Consider the following 18,984-nt stretch of genomic DNA (forward strand, 5'->3'; position numbering starts at 1 on the left):
CTTAAAATATAATTACATCTATGATGTATTTCTTGAAATCTGTAAATATTGATAGCTTAAGCTACTAATGTTTATTATTGACCATTACCCATAATAAAGGAGTCTATAGAAATTATATAATAAATTGACTGTCTGAGTTACTTTTAGGTATAATGATTTAATTTATTTAATCATTATATACCGCTTATGATAAAGATGTAACAGTGATTGAAGAAAAATATGACAATTTATTTTATCATAGCCTCAACAGTATTTCCGTTTAAACCTGTAATTTCTATTTTTAAAGTTTTGCATTCTGATAAAAACTCAGCTATAAAATCGGTCGTGGTTGTATGGCTTATTTCCATATTTCCTTTATTGCCACTTAATGATTTTTTCACTTCTTTGATTTTATTATTTGTTTTCAAATGATTCATAATAGTTTGCATTTGAGAGAAATTCACGTTAGTTAAAACAATAGAAGTGATGTTTGAAGTAGTAGAAGATGATGCTTTGGATTTTGTGGCAGGTGCAACCCCAGCAAATTGAATATTCATGGTACATAAACGATCCATTAAATACTGTGACATATTTACGGAGGCATTTTTGATGGCGATTTTATTTGCAATAGCCTCAGAAACATCTATACCTCCGCCTGCTACGGTGTTAGTAGCTAAAATAGAGCCATCCTCTGTAGCTATAACTTTAATTTCTAAACTTGCTCTACACGACGTCATTCCGCCTTGTGTATTGGTGCGTTCTGAAATTGTTTGCCCAGTAATAATGATGTTGGCTCCCATTTTTAAACCTAATGCAGCCATAGAGCCAAGATCAGCAGTTGAATCAGCTATCTTCCTCATTTTTCCATAAACTTTTGGATCAACTACCCTGAATCCAGCTTCAACAAAATGTCTAGTTAGTTCGGTTTCAGTTGCTGATTGTTCAATCACCACAGGTTTATAAACAGCCGAAGCACTTGTTTGGCTACTACCAGTATCCTTTGCTTTGGCTTCTTCCTTCTTTTTACCAAATATGCCACTTACAATATCTCGAGTAACGTTCATGTTGTTCTCTCGTTCTTTGAGGGCTAATTCTCGCTCTCTGCGATTCAAATCTGTATTATCATCACTTCGTGAAGTTCCCGCTGTAGTAGCTTCAGTTATTAGGATAATTACTTTGGGTGATCCATTACTAAGCATTTTGCAATTGTCAGCATTATAATGTTTTACCTCTTTTGGTTTAAGGGGTTCCGGTATTTCCATTTTATCTTTCTCATCTGCGAGTGTTTCTACCGACTTAATAATAGCTTTTTGCATGGCATCTTGCACAGACCTATTTTGGGTAGAACCTACGGTTTCTACCCCCAAAATTTTCATTCCTGAAAAGCCAGAAGAATTCCCTTTCATATTGATATCTTTACTGAATAAGAGTTCTCCTGTTTGAGGGTTGAGGACTTTTAAGGTAAAACCAACTGTTGCTTGGTTGCTCCCAACACTAAAACCTATGACAGAAGTAGATGATTTCCCTTCGGTAAAGTCAGTAACCTCTCCTGTAACAATGAGCTGCGCACCTAACATTTTACCAGCTTCAGGGCTTGTCCCATTCGTGAAACCATCTTGACCAAATGCCATTTCGCCAGTAGCATCACCAACATTTTTGTTCATTTCTAATACTCGAAAGCAATTTGTTTGCTGAAGAGCAGAAGTTAACATTGTAGCAAGTTCATCACCAAAAGTTGCATTGGCTTGTGCGGATTTAGTAGAGACACTGAAACGAGCTACCTTAACTGTAACACGCTGATTTCTGGGTAAATCTTTGCATTTTTCTGCTATTTTTTCAAGCGTAATTTTAGGGTCTTTTTGAGCATTAGCATTGAAAAAAATAATACAATTAAAGAGTGTACTAAGTAGTAAAAGTTGTTTCATGGTATATAATGATTTATGAATTAACCATTATATACCACTGAATAAGAAAGGTAACGAAATTAGAAGGGGAGGAGGGAAATTTATTTATAATTCACTACAACATCATAAGCACCAATGTTATCTGTCAGATTTAAGTCGTTGACTTGAAAAGTAATATCAATATATTGACTACAATCTGTTATTATTTCACAATTTGAGCCACATGAATGCCAATTCTTTTCGCTATTTATTTTATACATCAATACAGCATGTTCAAAATTTGGAACAATGCTATATTCAGGGATAGGTAAGCCAAAGAGACCTCTGACTCCATCAGGTGTAGAAATTCCAACATAAGTACCAACATTAATAGTCCCACTTGCTTTTACAGATAATGTTTTACAAAGGTTATCTAATTTGATACCCTTTGTCGTTAATTCACTTACTTTTAAATTAAGAGGCAATAGGTTTATATTTAGGTCTTTACATGGAATAGAATATAGTTTATTTACAATGCTTGAATCTGATTTTGATGTTTTAAGGGTTTTATTAGTTAGGTAAGGATACATTATGGAATTATTGTCGGTTGAGGTTTTCATTCCTAAAAATAGACCGGCATGATAAGCGATTGCTTTTGAAAGACTTTCGTTATCCCATGGGAAACTATTACTTAATTGTATGGTATAAACATTGTTATATTTAACAAGAGCGGCAACACTTTTAATTGGAAATACAAAAATCCCTTCAGGGGTTTTTAAATCTGCAATGGGTATAGTAGCCCCTTCAACAAATTGTATTTTAATATCCGATTTTGTGCTATCTGAAAATTGTAGGAAAGAAATGTTTTTATTCACCTTCTGCCAAAGGTTAAAGCCTTGTTTAACGGCATTTTGTTGTGCGGTAGTTTCAAGTTGTTGATAATTGTTTACAAAAGCATATCTAAATGCACATAGTGCAGATGCTTTATAATCAATTTCATCATTGATGATAGAGCTAACAGAATATAACTTTTCGATGGGTTCTAGCTCATGCTGGCATTCCCAAAAACAAAAACTACCTAGTAGTATAAATAGTAGTCGGATGATAAATGCTTTCATTGTGTTAGCGTTTTAATATGAAGCCTCAATTATTAATTCCTTACAATTTCCAAAATCTAATAGTCAGTTCTGCCCCCACTTGATAAGACCAAGCACTATAATTTTGGTTTAAACTTGTTTCCGTTTTGAAAGGGAGATTCTGTGCTTGAAAGGTAATCATGGCTCTTATGTAGGTATTTTTCATTTTTCTCTCTAGGCGTTCACCTCCTATACCAATGTAAACTCCGGGGCTTATTCCTGTTTTTAATAAGGGCGATTCGTTAGTGTAAAAGTTGGTATATTTTGTTTTGAGCATATAATTAGCTGAGAACCCAAATGACATTAAAAAGCCAAATCTACTGGCACAAAGGGTGTCATTTTTAGAACCAGTACTGCTATAAACCAAATGTGGACTTATACTAAGCTGCGTTAGGTCAAAGCGTTCTATAGCTTTTTTGATTACATCTTTGTCACTGTAGGTATCAAATCGTAATGGAGTATATCTAAAATCTATCTCAACCCTCGACTTTTTGTACCAAGAGTACTGGCTAAGGCGTAGCCCTAGTGTAGGAGTATTATAGCCTTGTGTGGGCACAAGAATGTTGTTTGAATATAGCATTGGGAAAGAGAGTATACCCCCACCCAAAAGTTCAACATTCCAATTGCTTGGTTTTTGAAGAATAGCCTTTATGGTATTAATCTTTTCTCTGTTGTCTTTATATATCTGAGAGTTTGGATATAATATCATCAAAGTAGAATCAATCTCTTGATATGTAGAGAGAGCGTCACAGTATTTACCTGCATTATTAGCTATATCTCCTTTTTTTATTTTTTGAATAGACTTATCATATAGTTTAGATAAAGCTTCGCTGATAGCAATTTCTGAGACCGTTAATGAGTCTTTTGATTGTTTATTTCTAAATAATTCAGTTAGTATTTTAGGATAGTCTGTCTGGATTACCTCATCAATATCTTCATAAATACCTTTCCTAGTTGGAGATGCTTTAAGGCTATTTTTTAAGTAAGTCTCAATAAAGCGTCTTCTGGTTGTAAAACTTGGGCTGTTAGGGGTGTCTCCGTCATTGTTTTTGAATTCTTTAGCAACTTTTGCAAAAATATTCAATATGTCCTTACTATCGAGACCCTTTTTTAATAAAAGCCATACACCCATTAAATCTGCTTCATGTTCTGCGGTATAATTTTGAATTTTTTTTAGATTTTCAGCATCGACACCAGGAATATTTTTTATTACTTGGCTAAGTACATCAAAACGTATTTTGTTTTGTGGGTCATCGTGGATATGACGGCACACCAAATGCCCAACTTCATGAGCTAAAACAAATAAGTCACCTTGATTCTTTACCAAATCATCAAAGAAACTATTCATGAAAACTAAACAAAATACGTCTGTTTTTTCATTGTATCTTCCAACAACAGCACCCCCATGTCTATCAGCACAATTATCTTTTGTTAAATATACTTTTCCTGAAAATTTAAGACTTCTCTTTACGTCATTGTTATAGATATCTACGAATGAAGTTATATTATCAATAGCAAGGTTTGGATCGTAAAAGCTTTTTGTTTTTGGATTGGAATTTATTCTGCCAGAATTGCTAAAATCAATAAGGTGAATATTGTTGTTATTTTCAGTGAATTTTACGTTGACATCACAATCACATTTTTTTCCATCATTTTTTTGCACAGGCACAGGTTTTGGCTGTCCCGAGGCAACAAAAACACTTAGTATATTAAAACAGATTAGGCAGGTAATTCGTAAAAGTTTCTTCATAAATGCTTATTATTTGGGTATTAATGGTTTGGGCTTGTTTGATGAATCTCTGGTGAGGTCATAATCAACACTGCCCGTACTTAGGGTATAATATTGGGTTTTTGCTTCATGTTCTAATTTCCAGTATTTAATACTATCGGGTTCATATTTATTGAAGGTAATTTTCAGGGTATCGTTACTAAACAAATAGGTATTGGCTTTGTCTTTGGTTACTGCCAATATTAGCGAGTCTGCCTCACCAGCAAAACCAAACATAACGTTGCCAGTTTCATAAACCCCAACTTTAGCATATTGTACTTTGTCTGTTTTATACAAATTGGCAATCCACCAAACTATACTAACGAGTGCCAATATACCTCCTACTGAGGCCGCAACTCTACTCCAGATTATTTCCCGTCGCGGTGCGGTAGGTAACGCAATGGGATTATCATTTTTTTTAAAGTGTTCAATCTTTTTTCTCAATGCTTGTACTCTAGCAGCATCAAATTGTTCGCTGATGGTTTTTTGGATAAGATAATCTTCATAAAAATCATTATCGTCCATCAGCCGTTGTTCTATTTGTTGAGTTGTATGCTCGTCTGTATTTCCTTCTATGTATAAAATCAAGAGTTTAATCTTGTTATCGTCAGTTATTTCCATTTCTTTAAGATATTTTTTTAATGCAATCTTTTATGTTCTTGTTAAGCTTAACCCTTAGTCTTTCCATTCGTTTCCTTAAAGTTTGTTCTGGAATACCTGTTTCTTCACTAATCTGAGCATACCTTGCACCCTCAAGCATACGATTATAGAGGAGCTTTTCTTCCGTTGAAATGTTTTCGTTGTTTATGGCATTTTCCTTGCAATGCTCAATTGTTTCTTTAAGTTCCTTTTCAGCTTCTGTTTCTTCTGGGAAATCATTGGCGTAAATTTCTTCAAAATTATCAACTGTGAAAACTGGGTCTTTCCGCCGTGGTGTGTTGTCAGAATCATCAGTTGGTTTATTATAGTCTTTATTAAAGCCACTCCTATAAAGATTCAATACGATACCTCTTAACAAATATGGTAATGGAGATTTTAATGGGGGAATAGCCTCATTTGGGTTTTCAATATGCGTTTTTTTAACAACTACACAAAGGGCATCCACTAATAAAGTTTCTCGGTCTTCATCAGCAACGTATAATTTTTTGGGATAAGCCAGCGACTTTGAAAAATATGGAGATTGTAAGGCAGGTAAAAGCCTAAATACAGTAGGAGGGTTTTGCTTTAGTTTGAAATACCAAAGAAGACCAACGTTGTCTGCTAGTTCTTTTAATAGTCTTTGTGTATTAGCCTCATCCTTTATCGTTGCTTGATCGGTATGGTATTTACCTTCAATACACATAAAAAAGGAGATGAAAGTATCATCAATAATTAGCTCTTTGTCGGTATCATCAAAATTATACTTTTTGTATCTCTTGGGTACAGTTTTTCCTTTTTTTATCGGTTTGGGCTTACCTTTTTCATCTAAATCAGACTCGCTTAGATAGGTCTGATTAAAAAAAATCTGTAGGGACTTTACATTTTTTTTATAAAAATCTTCTTCCCAATTTGAGTTAGGCTCTGAAAAAAAATCTAATATATTATCGAAAAATGACATAAATGTAGTTGTTTAGTGGCAAGTTTTTACTTACGTTAAACTAGTCAATAAACACTTATTAATCAAGTAAATAATTGAAATTTATATATTCTTTGCATAAAAAAGCCCATCCAGAGCAAACATAGATGGGCTTTAATTTTAATCATGGATGATAATCAACTGGTGGTTTAAAAGAAGCTAGAGAGTCAGCATCAACTTTTAAAATAGTATCATCTGTTGTTTGTGTTTTTACTACTGATACTTTAGGAACGTACGTTTCTTCCTGCGAACAAGAAGCTAACAAAAATGTAAAGGCTATTAAAAGCCCCGAGAAGATGCGTAATCTTCTGCTAAAGTTTTGATTGTACATAGAAACTGTTATTTTTACATATAAGCTCAGTTTTGTTAAGCTAAACTTTAATAAAAATGTAAAAATAAAGTTTCTAAGCAATATTTCAATGATTTTATCAATAATATTACGGTTGTTTAATACATAAAAAAGCCCATCCAGAGCAAATATAGATGGGCTTTAATTTTTTAATCATGGATGCCAATCAAACGGCGGTTTAAGAGAAGCTAGAGAGTCAGCATCAACTTTTAAAATAGTATCATCTGTTGCTTGTGTTTTTACTACTGATACTTTAGGAACGTAAGTTTCTTCCTGCGAACAAGAAGCTAACAAAGAGGTGAAGGCTACCAAAAGCCCAGAGAAGATGCTGAATCCTCTACGAAGTTGTAATTGTTTCATGATAAAAAGAATATTATGAGTTAATGAGCCGTATGTGGTGAACCTTTCACCCAAGCTTGCTCACCAACAGCGTAGACTTTTTACATGCTTTGTGACATTTACAGGAAATTTTTTTAAAAAAATAATCTGTTACCTTTATTCCCTTTGTGGAAAATAATAGCTAAACACTTACCCTAAAGCCATGAAAGATTTTGAGATTGTTAAAAAACTGCAAGCAGGAGAAGACATTAATAAGGTTACTGAATATTTATATAAAGTAAATCGTTCAAGTGTTATCAATATGGCATACAAGTACACAAGAAATAAAGAAGATGCGGAAGAAGTTTTTAATGATAGTATATTAACGTTTATTAGAAAAGTGAAGACTAATGGCTTTGATTTTAGTAAATCTGCTACTACTAAAACTTTTATCTATGCCATTGCTGAATTAAAATGTTTAAAAAAAAATGAATCAAATAACCGTAGGCTATCAAGGGATGGAAAAGGATTGGAAGAATTATTGTCTCAAGCAGATATTCTAAATGCAGAGGAAATTATGATTTTGGACGAAAATTACAATTTTTTATGGGGAGCTTTTGATAAATTATGTGAGCCATGTCGTAAAATATTAAAGGCATATTTTATAGAAGAACTAACTTGGAAAGAAGTAGGAGAAAAGCTTGAACTCCCAAGTGTTGGAGCGGCAAAAATGAAAAGTAAACGTTGTTTGAATAAGTTGAAAGAGCTTCTCACTAAACAATAATATAACAATAAAAGAAATGAAAACAAATGATGAATTTGAGGATTTTGATTGGATAGATAGATACTTGAAAGGAGAACTTTCGGAAGAAGAAGTAGTAGCGTTTAATAATAGATTGAATGTTGATGATAATTTTAAAGAAGATTTTTTACAAACACAACAAATGTATAAGCATTTGGACGATTTGCGAGTAGAGACAATTGCAAGAGAAACACTGCAATCGCTTAAGATTAAACGAGTGATAGGTGTACCGATTTTCATTATAAAAAAGACTATATCATTTGGTATAGCTGCTTGTTTGGTGCTCAGTATGTTTTTAATTAATAGCCCCGTTAATTTACCTGATACCGAAAACGATATTAACGTTTTAAGAGAGATTGATACAACAGAGTTTACCCCCGAAAACAGAATTGTGTATAAGACTTTTTTCGACGGGCAGGCACATTTTGTTTCTGGCGAATATTTGTTGGCTTCAATGGATTTTGAAAAAGTACTGACAATTAATGATTTAAGAGAATACTTTAAAGAAGCTGCTCAATGGCATTTAGTATTATCGTACTATAAGAGCAACCAACCCAACAAAGCCGAAAAATTGTATGAATCCCTTAGCGATTGCGATGACTGCGAATACCGGGTAGCTTGGTTAGATAAGTGGAAAATTTGGTGCCAAATTCAATGGCAGAAGGTAAAGGGATGAATAGGCTTTTTTTGTAAATGAGCGAGCCTATACATAACGTAATAAAAATAATGCTACCTACAGAAAACCAACCCCATGGAAATGGACTAGTGTCGAACACGGCTTCGTTTCGACCAATCAGAATAAAATTAGCCCAAAAAAAGGGATGGTTAAATTTTTTATAAGCATCACTTAGCCAAAAATCAGCTCTTGCTTTTTGTAAGGCTATATCAATGGGTACACCATCTAGCAGATATTTGTTCAAAATTTCTGTGAGTGCTGAACTGGTAACATCATTGGCTTTCCAGTGGGTAGATACTACAGAGGGGCAACCCGAATAAGCAAAAGCTCTTGAAAGCGAAATCATGCCTTCTCCGTTTTGTACTTGTCCGTTTTCGGCTTCGCAGGCATCTAACACTACCAAACGAGTATCTTTTAAATTGAGGGTATAAATTTCATCCAGAAACAAACGATATTCAGTATGGGCTGATGGGTAAAATGCAATATAAGATTCGGCAGGTTTTTTGTCATTTGTTTTAGCATGGGTAGGCAGATAAAGTACTTTATAGTTTTGGTAATGAGCCATAAAGTTTTTCTTGGTAGCTTGGCTGTCCACAAAACTATTTTCATTGATAGAGAGTGCCTCTTCTTTAGACTTCCCCAAAGCACTATAGACGAGGGAGTTATTAACAGCAATAGTATCTGAAAAAGGAGCAAAGGCAATCACAGTATTTTTAAGGACTGTTTTAGGTTGATGCATATTCCAGATGCCCGCAGAGTAAGTATAGGCAATATAGTGTTTTTTGCACAGGTAATCTTTCAGGGTTTTGCCTGATTCTAGCACTTCAAAAGGTAAAATGCCAAAGCGTAGGTCTCTGGAAATTAGTAAATGCTTAGACGACGCTATAAAAGCCTCAATGGGCTTTATAAGGGTGTTATGTAATTGAATGGCATCACTACTCCCTTTGTACTGCCTCATACCTGGGGGCGTGGATATTTCTTGTTGGAGTCTGGTCAGTGCTAAAGTGAAATCTTTGGGTAGGGTTTGTTTCAAGATTCTAACCTCTTTCTTTTGAACCGCCATAAGGTATAATTCATCATGAAAGATGGTATAGGTAATATAGGTGGTTTCGGCAGGTAAGTTTTGTTGAATAGTCGCCAACGAAACTGCATTACTATTCACTTTGGCTTGATAATAGGCAGGGTATTGTTGTTGAAGCCTTTCTATTAGGGTTGAATAGGCTAGTTTTTTGTGAAAGAGAGCTTGTTTAGTAGTTGAGTCTTTTTCTTGATTAATTAACTTGATTTTAAGAGAAGCAATTTCTTCCCTTAAATCTGCCAGATATGCTAAATCGGTCGTGGGAATTGTTTGAGACAGGGTATTACGTTCAAGGAGGGCATCGCTAATGGTTATCTCCCTGCTTAGCTCCATTACTTTAAAAAAATGTTGTTGAGTAATAACTGGTTGTGCTTGATGATGATGTCGCCAATATTCATAACTGAGTTGCAAAGCTATGCCCTGAGCCTCGGTGATACTGTTCCCCAAATAAGCATTATACTCGGGTATGGTCTGGTTTTTCTTTACATAAGCAATAGCTTCTAGGGTTTTTAAAGCACAGATAGAGGCTTGCTCGATAGCCTCTGTTGTTGTATTAGTTTGATATAACCTTTGCCAAAGTTTTGTTTTAATACTTAGGCTTTCGATAAGTGTTTCAAAAGAAAGCACTTGGTCGTTGATTTGTGGATTGTGTTGATTAGATTTACCCTTAAAACCAAGTTGAGTTCGCTGTAATGCTTTTTGGATATAATTAAAGGCTGCTTGAGAATGATTAGCTTCCATCTCTAACATAGCCATTTCATTATAGGCTTTAGTAATAATTTCATATCCTTGCGAACTACCATTGAAAGGGAATAGAATAATTTTTTGTAAAATTTTTGCCGCAGCTTGAAGATTGTGTTCTGCTTTTAAGATTTCAAATTGACAAAAAACTTGTTTTAATTCAGTATCTTGATTAGATGAAGCTTGCTTATTTTTTTGATAAATTATAATTGAGGCATTTAAATATGACTTAGCTTCATTATATTTTTTTAATTTGACTAAATAATTTGCTACACCTAATAATAAGCTAACTTTTTGACTATTTTCTTTTTTACCATAGAATTCAAGAGATTTCTCTCCATAGAAAAGAGCTTTTTGAAATAATTGCTGTTTTTCAAAGCTTAATGCAAAACTATGGTAAATCCCTGCCATATATTGTAAATCATTGTTTTTTTTTGCAATGCCTTTAGCTTCGCTTAATAGGGATTCTATTTGTTCAAAACGCTGTTGATTTACTAAAAAAACGGATTGATTATTGTAATGGGTCAATACATAGCTAGGTATTTGTATTTCTAACCGAGGTTTATTGATTAATAAAGTATTGGCTTTTTGAAAAAAAAAGTGGCAAGAATCTACCCTATTGAGTTTTTTGTACATTTCCCCTGTACTTGAATAAAGTTTAAAAGTAACAGAGTCACTATTAATCTTTCCAATTTTAAGAAAATTCAACCCTTTTTTACACCATTTTAAGGCTTCAAGATAATTTCTTTTTTCATAATACATAGTGCTAAGGTCTACACTAAGATTAGCCATTCTTAGATAATCCTTTGCAGAAGAAGAGAGGTGAAATGCCTTCTGATAATATATTAAAGCACTATCTTTTTTATCTTCATCATAATATCCTTCAGCTTTATTTCTCCATCTATCAGAAAAGCTCTTTTTTTGACAAAAAGCACAAGAACTGACAAAAAAAATTAATAGCGTTAGTAGAATGTATTTCATTTATATTAAGGTTAGCAGTATGTATCTATTTGATAATGTGATGTATAAAAATAAAAAACTTTTAGTAAATTCCAAACTTTTGTACTTACTAATTAGTTATCACAAGTTTATCCTAAAACTAAATCCATGCTTTTCAAAATCCAGGCTTTCATAAAATGCATGGGCTTCGTGGCGTTTTAAATTGCTGGATAATACTAATTTATAACAGCCTGCTTCTGTACATTTATCCATCGCAAAAACCATCATTTTTTTCCCGATTCCCTTCCCTTGAAAAGCATCAGAAACGACTACATCTTCAACCACTGCGGAGGGAGTACCGATATGTGCCAGATTGTCCATAATTAATAAGGCGAAAGTGCCAATAACTTCTTCCTCATTTGCAGCAACATATACCTTATAGTTAGGGTAACTCATCATTTTCTTGAAGAGAGCTTCTGCCTGTTCAATGGTTAGAACTTCTCCTTTATCTAGTACTTTGGCATAGAGACTGAGGATAGCAGGTAAATCTTCTTTTATGGCTTGTCGAATTTGAATATTCATGGTTTTAAGAAAAAAAATAGTACTTTTGGACAAAATTTTAACCTTGATTTTAGTATCCATCTAAAATACTTAATTATTTTAAAATGAACTCCGTATCCTCAGAATATAAGTTCGTTAGAAGAATAATTTAATTTTAAGCACTAAAATCAACAATCAGAAATCAAAAAAATGTCATACGGTTTATTAAAAGGAAAAAGAGGAATTATTTCTGGAGCATTAGATTCCAACTCTATCGCTTGGAAAGTAGCTCAGCGTGCTAAAGAAGAAGGAGCAATTATTACCCTTACTAATGCACCTTTAGCAATGAGAATGGGAGAAATCAATAAATTAGCCGAAGAGTGCGAAGCTAAGATTATTCCTGCTGATGCTACTTCTGTGGAAGATTTGGAAAAACTTTATGAAGGATCAATGGATGCTTTGGGTGGAAAAATAGATTTCGTATTGCATTCAATCGGAATGAGTACTAACATCCGTAAAAACAGACCTTATGGCGATTTGAACTATGAATGGTTTATGAAGTCGTTAGATGTTTCTGCTTTATCATTCCACAAAATGTTGCAGGTAGCTGACAAAATGGATGCTATTGCTAATAATGGTTCAGTAGTGGCTTTGTCTTATATTGCAGCACAACGCTCTTTCCCTGATTATACGGATATGGCACAAGCTAAAGCGATGTTAGAGTCGATAGCTCGTTCGTATGGTTTCCATTATGGAAAGAAAAACGGAACACGCGTAAATACAGTTTCACAATCGCCTACTAAAACTACTGCTGGTACTGGTATCTCTGGATTCAATGCTTTCTATGAATATGCCAACCAAATGGCACCACTGGGAAATGCAACGGCTGACGAATGTGCAGATTACGTAATTACGTTATTCTCTGACTTAACGAAGAAGGTAACAATGCAAAACCTTTTCCATGACGGTGGTTTCTGTTCTGTAGGTATTTCAGAAGAAATCGTAGCTAAAATGGGATAATCAAAATAGGCTTGCGTAATAATATTGAGTGTAAATAAGTGTGGCAATCTCTTTAGAGGTTGCCATGTTTTGTTTTAGGCTTAAACGAAAAAAGCCCTTTACATCAAATGCAAAGAGCTTTTTAAGCAAATATTTTTATTACTATAAACTCAAAGTACCTCTACGAGCAGCATCTACTAAAGAAGCTTCTAAGCCTTTTTTGTTAATAGTACGGATAGCTTTCGCTGAAACTTTCAACTGTACCCATACACCTTCTGATTCTAAGAAAAATTTCTTAGTGTGTAAGTTTGGAAAAAATTTACGCTTAGTCTTGTTGTTAGCGTGAGAAACGTTATTTCCAACTTGTGTTTTTCTTCCTGTTAATTGACAAACCTTCGCCATGATAAAATTCTTTTATTTGTTATGTAAAATCGCCTTGAGAGCGATGTAATAGACTTGATTACCAGTGTTTTCCGAAATGGAATGCAAAATTATGAAATATTTGTTAATCTAACAATTAATTACTGAAATAAAACGAATATTTTTCGTGTTATCATTCAAGGACACACTTAAATTGAAATATTCATGTTTTATTATTCATTCAAGACATTCAAAATTAGTACTTTTGTTTAAAGCTAACTGCCAAGATTACATCATGCTAAAAAAAACAGTAACATCTCTTTTGTGGCTAATAAGTCTTCCTTTATATATATATACTTTATTTACCTATTTATTAGCTTATACTCTAGTGATTGATCACTGGTTTGTTGGTTTTATGATGATGAGCCTACCCGTCGTCATGTTGCTCTGTGCTATCACTGCCATTACTTGGTTATTTATCAGGCCATCCAGAATGATTTTACCTATTATTGTTTTGCTAATAGGCTATCCTTTTATCCGACGAACATTTGGTTTTCATATAGCCAAAGAAGCAGATAAAAGCTTATCTGTACTTGATTATAATGTGTATGGTTTTCAACATAGTGCATATTATGAACATTTTGAAGATAACGAGATTAAAGAAAAGGTAAAGAACGAGATTTCATATTGTGTAGATACTCAGGCTGATATTAAATGCTTTCAAGAATTTTCTAGTTTTAGGGAAGATGCAGCCTTTAATACTTTTGACGCCATGATTGTGGATAACCCATATTATGTCATTAACAGTATTTATGGCACAGGTAGAGTTTTTTCATTAGCGATATTCTCTAAATACCCAATCATTCATGAAGAAAAGAGTTTGTTTGGACAAACACCCGGAAAAGACAATGGTAATGGCTATCTACTAGCCGATATTGCGTTGAAAAATGATACCATCAGAGTAATTAATTTACAATTACAATCAATGGGCATAAGGGTAAAAAAAGTAGTGGATGAAGTAAAGGGGAGCTCATTTGGTCAGGCTAGAGATGAAACTCGTGCTATTCTATGGAGTTTGAAAATGGGATTCATTAAACATTCAAAGGAGATAGAATTAATCGAAAGACGTATTGATGAAAGTCCGTACCCTGTAATTGTGTGTGGAGACTTTAATGAAACGCCTTATGGAAATGCTTATGGGCATATTCGTGATAGATTGAAAAATTCTTTCGAAGAAGCTGGAAATGGCTTTGGATTTACCCTAAATCGCAGTCCACGATTTGTGAGAATTGATAACCAATTCTGTAGTGAATCTATTGAAGTATTAGATTTTCAAACGCATAATCATATTAAATCATCAGACCATTACCCTGTATTTGGAACATATAAAATACATTGATTTATGGCTGATATTTTCCCATTTTGTTTTGTTTAAAATCACGATGAGCTTTAATCAGGTATTTGAAAATTTGTCGAGACTCAGTTCCGTAAAAAATACTCTTTTTTATATTTGTTATCGCACAACCATTGATATCTTTCATTACCATCTTATCTAAATGCTTGTATTTTGTTTGCAAATAAAGGTTGTTACGATAGATATAATAGCAACGGATTGGAGAGTGAATATCCTTGACTTTCTTTACCATATATAAGGTCTTGATTGAAGCCCTTTTTACGGCTTCTCCAAGCTCATGTTTAAGAAATATATTAAGAAACTTTATGATGTCGTAGCCGCAGTTCTGTGCCCTTAAACAATACTCTGTATCTACCCCGTCAATAAATAGGGCTTCGTCGAATGGACCAATCTGCTGATAGGCTGCTAAATTTAAAAAGCTACCAGAAGTAATCATGGCAGGAACTTTTACGAGGTTAGTCTCGGCGATTGATTCTTTGTACTGTCTGCTGAAATTAGGCCCAAATAAGGCAACCTGTTTTTTATCTTGATAATTAGTAATACTATCAATGTATAAGTCAAAAGTATTGCCCTCAAAACTTGAATCTTGATCCATCAATAACAACCATTCAAAACCCTCATTAATAGCTTGCTGGGCAGCTTCATTCAGCCTTTCAGCAATACCCTTGTTGATACCATCACTTGAATAATGTATAGTAGGGTTATTAAATGATGATTGATTGATAATGCTGGCAGAACCTTCAGTGTTGTCCAATACAAATAGTTTATCAACAGCGGTATGATAGCTGTTGATATTTTGTAAGGTTTGTTGTGTAGGATGGTAAAGTATTACTACTGCTGCTGTCTTCATAATAATATTGATTTTAATGCTGAAGAATTAGTTTTTGAGCTAAAAACTCAAATTGAGGTTGAAAAGAAAATTCAAAAGCATTTGGTCCTTCTGGAATAACATTAGGTGATTTATAATAACTTTCCAGCATTCTCGGTGTTTTTAGTGCTTCTGCGATGGCATAAGGGAAGGATTGATTCCCAATAAAAAGCTTTGCCCCTGCAATAATTTTTGCTAATTCAAAGAAATTACTTACTTCAACGTATACTAAATGTGGTATAACTGCCTTCATCAAAGCATATTCCTCTGGTAAACCAACGAAAACCAGATTGTTATATTTTTTGAGAATAGAATAATCAATAACTGGCGAGTTATAGCGGGTGCTTCTGGCAATAACGATTTTATCAGCCATTGAATTGTCCTTTGGGATAGTTAACCAAGGTTTGCTGAGGTCGTAGCTTACCGCAAAACAATTAAAATACCATCTGCTAATATGTCCTTTAGAATAATCGAAAGGAAATTTTCGGAATACATCTAAATCATAATCAATTTCTTGCTTATCATAAATATCAATTTGCTGAAACTGTTGCTGATGAGTCAAAAGAGGCTCTAGCATCAATATCGATTTTTCGTTTAGCCCAATGCCTTGAAGAGGGTGCTCTCCGTCAACTTTTATTTTCTGACCGATATTCAAATGGAGACGTGCTTTGCCGTTTTCAGCCAAAGCATACATGGTAGGAATAGCATAGATAATATCACCCAAATGCCCACTATGTTTGAAGTCAACAAGAGGTTTGGGGGTATCTAAAAAATTGATTGAAGGAATTTTGCTAACTTTTAGTTGATATTTATAATTTTGATAAGCGTCTTTGTTAGTGTTTTTTAAATAGAGTTTTTCAAAAGGGTTCAGTTTTTTAAATGCCATGTATAAAATGGTATAATTAAGAATGTGAGTTTAAAGAAAAGTTGAGTAATGTATTGTTAATCAAGTTGTTGTCCTTGATTAATAAGTGAAGTTAGCATTTATTTTACATAAAATCCCGCATAGGTTTTCCTAAACGGGATTTTATATGATTATTTTATTAGAATGACTTTGCAATATTCGTAAATTCACGAGATTTCAATGATGCACCACCAATCAAGCCACCATCCACATCTGGACAAGCAAATAATTCTGGAGCATTTTTTTCATTACAGCTTCCACCATAAAGGATAGAAGTATTATCAGCAACTTCTTGGCCATATTTTGTAGCAAGATGCGCTCTTAAATATGCATGCATTTCTTGTGCTTGGTCAGAAGAAGCCGTTAGACCTGTTCCAATTGCCCAAATTGGTTCGTAAGCAATCACCACTTTAGCAAAATCTTCAGCAGAAAGATGGAAAAGGCTATCTGTTAATTGTGACGCTACAAAAGCAAGAAAATCTTCTCCTTGACGTAATTCTAACGATTCTCCACAACAAAAAATTGGCGTTAATCCGTTTTCAAGTACAATGTTTACTTTTTCAGCTAACTCCTCGTTCGTTTCGTTAAAATATTGACGACGCTCTGAGTGCCCAAGAATAACGTGTGTAACACCGATTGACTTTAGCATAGAAGCCGAAATCTCGCCAGTATAAGCACCTGAAGCTTTGCTTGAACAGTTTTGTGCCGCAATACCCACATTCGAAACTGTTTCTGTATATTTCTGTAGAGTAGCTAAATAAAGTGCTGGTGGAGCAATAATTACTTGCACATCAGTATTTACTTCGTCTTTTACCATGTTTACAACTTCAGAGGCTAAAATTAATGCCTCATCAGCTGTTTTATTCATTTTCCAGTTTCCTGCTACAATTTGCTTTCTCATTGTTTTTTGGTTAATTATAAATTAGATACTTTAACAAAAGTACTCGTTATCACAATTTTAAAAAACAAAAAAGGACAAGTATCTTCATTCTGATAGAGAAAATTTTGATTTTTTTTAAAAGTTAGCCTCTCAAATGGGTAGAATATTGACTATCAATTCAAAATAAAATTGCTTTTATTAGGTATGCTAAATCTGCTATTTTTCTTAAAAAATATGTGATGGAAATTTTTGTGTACTTTTCTTTGAATAAACATTAATTTTTCTATGTAGACTCTTGGAAATATGTAATATTATTCCGATATTTAGTTAAGAAAATGACTCCTCTTTATGAAACTCACTTGGCATAAAATATTATTGTTCAGTACTTTACCGCTGGCAGGGTATTGTCAAGATTCTATTGTATCTGCTGAACAAAATAATAGTGGTGTTACTGTCACTACTATTCCCAGAAACGAATATCCAAAGAAATTTAAACTGAAGCCTGTAACCGATGAAAAGTTTGGTTTTCAGTTACTTAAGAAAAAAAACAAGACTATCATCCCATTTGAATTTCATGCTAATTTAGTGATAGTACCGCTCAGGATTAATAATTCTGATACCTTACGTTTTATACTGGATACTGGCGTAAGTTCAATCATTCTTACTGATTTCAAAATAGCACAATCTCAACACATGATTTATAGTAGAAATGTGAAAATTGCGGGTGTTGGTATTGGGAATGACCTTGAAGCAGGAATTGTGTTAGACAATACTATCAAGATGGGCGAAGCCATTGGCTATCGTCAGAATATTGTTGTCTTAAAAGACGATATCCTAAGACTGAGTGAGTTTGTCGGAAGACCTATTCATGGTATTATCGGATATGACCTTTTTAACCGCTTTGCTGTAACGATTGATTTTGCTGAAAATCAGTTGATTTTGGAGAATCCAGAACATTATAAATATAAACCTTCTAAAGGAGAACGCTTCCCTATTTCGATAGAAGAAAATAAGCCGTATCTAGGTACGGTAGAATTAGTAAATGGGGAAGAAAAGGTACCTATCAAAGTATTGCTGGATACTGGAGCAGGACATGCTATTTCTATTGAAGTAAATAAGAAATTTAATATACAATTGCCCCCTAAGGTAGTGAAAGCCCAACTTGGACGAGGATTGAGCGGTATTATCAATGGAAATCTGGGGAGATTACCCAAAATTAAGTTTGGAAAATTTGAATTAAACAATGTAGTGGCGTCGTTCCCTGATAGTTCTTCATTTCATTTAAAGCCCACTAATTTTTCTGAACGTCAGGGAAATGTAGGGTGTGAATTTCTTAGAAGATTTAAAGTTACTTTTAATTACCGAGATAAATATGTGGTGTTGAAGCCTATCAATAGAAGGATGAAAGAGCCGTTTGAACACAACATGAGTGGTATGGAGTTGTTGGCAAGTGGAAGTGATTACCACGAATTTATGATTGAAAGAATTATTGAAAATTCACCTGCTCAATTAGCAGGGTTGCAACAAGGAGACAGGGTGATTTTTATCAATAACAGATCGTCTCGTGATGTATCCATTTCTGAAATTTATAAGATATTTCAGAAAGGAGAAGGTAAACCCGTTAATTTGGTTGTGAAAAGAGGGGCGAATGTGATTTTTACAACGGTTAATTTAAAAAGATTGATATAAAAAAGTCGCTTAGTAAATATTACTAAGCGACTAACACTTAAACCAA

18 protein-coding genes are annotated in these 18,984 nt (G+C 33.8%); 5 read left to right on the plus strand and 13 right to left on the minus strand.

The annotated features are described in order from the left end of the window. Window positions 1-227 precede the first annotated feature (227 nt). From AC07XN_RS00660 to AC07XN_RS00690, 7 genes are all read right to left on the minus strand, one after another. Window positions 228-1,904 (minus strand): CsgG/HfaB family protein, encoded by a 1,677-nt coding sequence (locus tag AC07XN_RS00660; protein ID WP_494741668.1) that lies wholly within the window; start codon window positions 1,902-1,904, stop codon window positions 228-230. Between the two features lie 80 nt (window positions 1,905-1,984). Then, window positions 1,985-2,980 (minus strand): matrixin family metalloprotease, encoded by a 996-nt coding sequence (locus AC07XN_RS00665; RefSeq protein WP_494741669.1) that lies wholly within the window; start codon window positions 2,978-2,980, stop codon window positions 1,985-1,987. A gap of 40 nt (window positions 2,981-3,020) precedes the next feature. Continuing rightward, on the minus strand, window positions 3,021-4,748 hold the full coding sequence (locus tag AC07XN_RS00670) for a M48 family metalloprotease (RefSeq protein ID WP_494741670.1): 1,728 nt from the start codon (window positions 4,746-4,748) through the stop codon (window positions 3,021-3,023). Window positions 4,749-4,757: 9 nt separating this feature from the next. Beyond that, window positions 4,758-5,387, minus strand: a complete 630-nt coding sequence (locus tag AC07XN_RS00675; protein ID WP_494741671.1) for a hypothetical protein — start codon at window positions 5,385-5,387, stop codon at window positions 4,758-4,760. A 4-nt stretch (window positions 5,388-5,391) separates the two neighbouring features. Next, window positions 5,392-6,363: an RNA polymerase sigma factor gene (locus AC07XN_RS00680; protein ID WP_494741672.1), complete on the minus strand. Its 972-nt coding sequence runs from the start codon at window positions 6,361-6,363 to the stop codon at window positions 5,392-5,394. Between the two features lie 142 nt (window positions 6,364-6,505). After that, entirely contained in the window at window positions 6,506-6,712 is a 207-nt protein-coding gene (locus AC07XN_RS00685) for a hypothetical protein (RefSeq protein ID WP_494741673.1), read from the minus strand. 171 nt (window positions 6,713-6,883) lie between these two features. Next, entirely contained in the window at window positions 6,884-7,090 is a 207-nt protein-coding gene (locus AC07XN_RS00690) for a hypothetical protein (RefSeq protein WP_494741674.1), read from the minus strand. Between the two features lie 181 nt (window positions 7,091-7,271). Here AC07XN_RS00690 and AC07XN_RS00695 point away from each other — a divergent pair, with 181 nt between their 5' ends. Next, a complete protein-coding gene (locus AC07XN_RS00695) occupies window positions 7,272-7,832 on the plus strand; it encodes an RNA polymerase sigma factor (RefSeq protein WP_494741675.1) in 561 nt (186 codons plus the stop codon). Between the two features lie 16 nt (window positions 7,833-7,848). After that, a complete protein-coding gene (locus AC07XN_RS00700; RefSeq protein WP_494741676.1) occupies window positions 7,849-8,526 on the plus strand; it encodes a hypothetical protein in 678 nt (225 codons plus the stop codon). Here AC07XN_RS00700 and AC07XN_RS00705 read toward each other — a convergent pair. After that, entirely contained in the window at window positions 8,435-11,326 is a 2,892-nt protein-coding gene (locus AC07XN_RS00705; RefSeq protein WP_494741677.1) for a CHAT domain-containing protein, read from the minus strand. The genes AC07XN_RS00700 and AC07XN_RS00705 overlap by 92 nt on opposite strands. A gap of 99 nt (window positions 11,327-11,425) precedes the next feature. Beyond that, window positions 11,426-11,866 (minus strand): GNAT family N-acetyltransferase, encoded by a 441-nt coding sequence (locus tag AC07XN_RS00710; protein WP_494741678.1) that lies wholly within the window; start codon window positions 11,864-11,866, stop codon window positions 11,426-11,428. Between the two features lie 168 nt (window positions 11,867-12,034). On the opposite strand from AC07XN_RS00710, the gene AC07XN_RS00715 reads away from it, so the two are divergent. Beyond that, window positions 12,035-12,844 (plus strand): enoyl-ACP reductase FabI, encoded by an 810-nt coding sequence (locus AC07XN_RS00715; protein WP_309922433.1) that lies wholly within the window; start codon window positions 12,035-12,037, stop codon window positions 12,842-12,844. A gap of 141 nt (window positions 12,845-12,985) precedes the next feature. On the opposite strand, the gene rpmB is transcribed toward AC07XN_RS00715, so the two are convergent. After that, window positions 12,986-13,225, minus strand: a complete 240-nt coding sequence (gene rpmB, locus AC07XN_RS00720) for a 50S ribosomal protein L28 (protein WP_184137596.1) — start codon at window positions 13,223-13,225, stop codon at window positions 12,986-12,988. Between the two features lie 253 nt (window positions 13,226-13,478). On the opposite strand from rpmB, the gene AC07XN_RS00725 reads away from it, so the two are divergent. Then, window positions 13,479-14,582: an endonuclease/exonuclease/phosphatase family protein gene (locus AC07XN_RS00725; protein WP_494741679.1), complete on the plus strand. Its 1,104-nt coding sequence runs from the start codon at window positions 13,479-13,481 to the stop codon at window positions 14,580-14,582. A gap of 1 nt (window position 14,583) precedes the next feature. On the opposite strand, the gene AC07XN_RS00730 is transcribed toward AC07XN_RS00725, so the two are convergent. The 3 genes from AC07XN_RS00730 to tpiA form a co-directional block, all read right to left on the minus strand. Next, window positions 14,584-15,447: a glycosyltransferase family 2 protein gene (locus AC07XN_RS00730; protein WP_323247063.1), complete on the minus strand. Its 864-nt coding sequence runs from the start codon at window positions 15,445-15,447 to the stop codon at window positions 14,584-14,586. A gap of 13 nt (window positions 15,448-15,460) precedes the next feature. Next, complete coding sequence (locus AC07XN_RS00735) at window positions 15,461-16,351, minus strand: hypothetical protein (RefSeq protein ID WP_494741680.1); 891 nt, start codon at window positions 16,349-16,351, stop codon at window positions 15,461-15,463. A gap of 157 nt (window positions 16,352-16,508) precedes the next feature. Next, a complete protein-coding gene (gene tpiA, locus AC07XN_RS00740) occupies window positions 16,509-17,270 on the minus strand; it encodes a triose-phosphate isomerase (protein WP_309922426.1) in 762 nt (253 codons plus the stop codon). Window positions 17,271-17,597: 327 nt separating this feature from the next. Here tpiA and AC07XN_RS00745 point away from each other — a divergent pair, with 327 nt between their 5' ends. Continuing rightward, complete coding sequence (locus AC07XN_RS00745) at window positions 17,598-18,938, plus strand: aspartyl protease family protein (RefSeq protein ID WP_494741681.1); 1,341 nt, start codon at window positions 17,598-17,600, stop codon at window positions 18,936-18,938. Window positions 18,939-18,984: the final 46 nt, after the last annotated feature.

Source organism: Arcicella sp. GW458-12-2-14-TSB2, assembly GCF_059423785.1.

Coding starts and splice junctions, on each gene's coding strand:
- AC07XN_RS00675 (WP_494741671.1), bottom strand. CDS start 5,387: ATGGAAATAACTGACGATAACAAGATTAAACTCTTGATTTTATACATA.
- AC07XN_RS00665 (WP_494741669.1), bottom strand. CDS start 2,980: ATGAAAGCATTTATCATCCGACTACTATTTATACTACTAGGTAGTTTT.
- AC07XN_RS00735 (WP_494741680.1), bottom strand. CDS start 16,351: ATGGCATTTAAAAAACTGAACCCTTTTGAAAAACTCTATTTAAAAAAC.
- AC07XN_RS00660 (WP_494741668.1), bottom strand. CDS start 1,904: ATGAAACAACTTTTACTACTTAGTACACTCTTTAATTGTATTATTTTT.
- AC07XN_RS00710 (WP_494741678.1), bottom strand. CDS start 11,866: ATGAATATTCAAATTCGACAAGCCATAAAAGAAGATTTACCTGCTATC.
- AC07XN_RS00695 (WP_494741675.1), top strand. CDS start 7,272: ATGAAAGATTTTGAGATTGTTAAAAAACTGCAAGCAGGAGAAGACATT.
- AC07XN_RS00730 (WP_323247063.1), bottom strand. CDS start 15,447: ATGAAGACAGCAGCAGTAGTAATACTTTACCATCCTACACAACAAACC.
- rpmB (WP_184137596.1), bottom strand. CDS start 13,225: ATGGCGAAGGTTTGTCAATTAACAGGAAGAAAAACACAAGTTGGAAAT.
- AC07XN_RS00725 (WP_494741679.1), top strand. CDS start 13,479: ATGCTAAAAAAAACAGTAACATCTCTTTTGTGGCTAATAAGTCTTCCT.
- AC07XN_RS00715 (WP_309922433.1), top strand. CDS start 12,035: ATGTCATACGGTTTATTAAAAGGAAAAAGAGGAATTATTTCTGGAGCA.
- AC07XN_RS00670 (WP_494741670.1), bottom strand. CDS start 4,748: ATGAAGAAACTTTTACGAATTACCTGCCTAATCTGTTTTAATATACTA.
- tpiA (WP_309922426.1), bottom strand. CDS start 17,270: ATGAGAAAGCAAATTGTAGCAGGAAACTGGAAAATGAATAAAACAGCT.
- AC07XN_RS00705 (WP_494741677.1), bottom strand. CDS start 11,326: ATGAAATACATTCTACTAACGCTATTAATTTTTTTTGTCAGTTCTTGT.
- AC07XN_RS00685 (WP_494741673.1), bottom strand. CDS start 6,712: ATGTACAATCAAAACTTTAGCAGAAGATTACGCATCTTCTCGGGGCTT.
- AC07XN_RS00745 (WP_494741681.1), top strand. CDS start 17,598: ATGAAACTCACTTGGCATAAAATATTATTGTTCAGTACTTTACCGCTG.
- AC07XN_RS00690 (WP_494741674.1), bottom strand. CDS start 7,090: ATGAAACAATTACAACTTCGTAGAGGATTCAGCATCTTCTCTGGGCTT.
- AC07XN_RS00680 (WP_494741672.1), bottom strand. CDS start 6,363: ATGTCATTTTTCGATAATATATTAGATTTTTTTTCAGAGCCTAACTCA.
- AC07XN_RS00700 (WP_494741676.1), top strand. CDS start 7,849: ATGAAAACAAATGATGAATTTGAGGATTTTGATTGGATAGATAGATAC.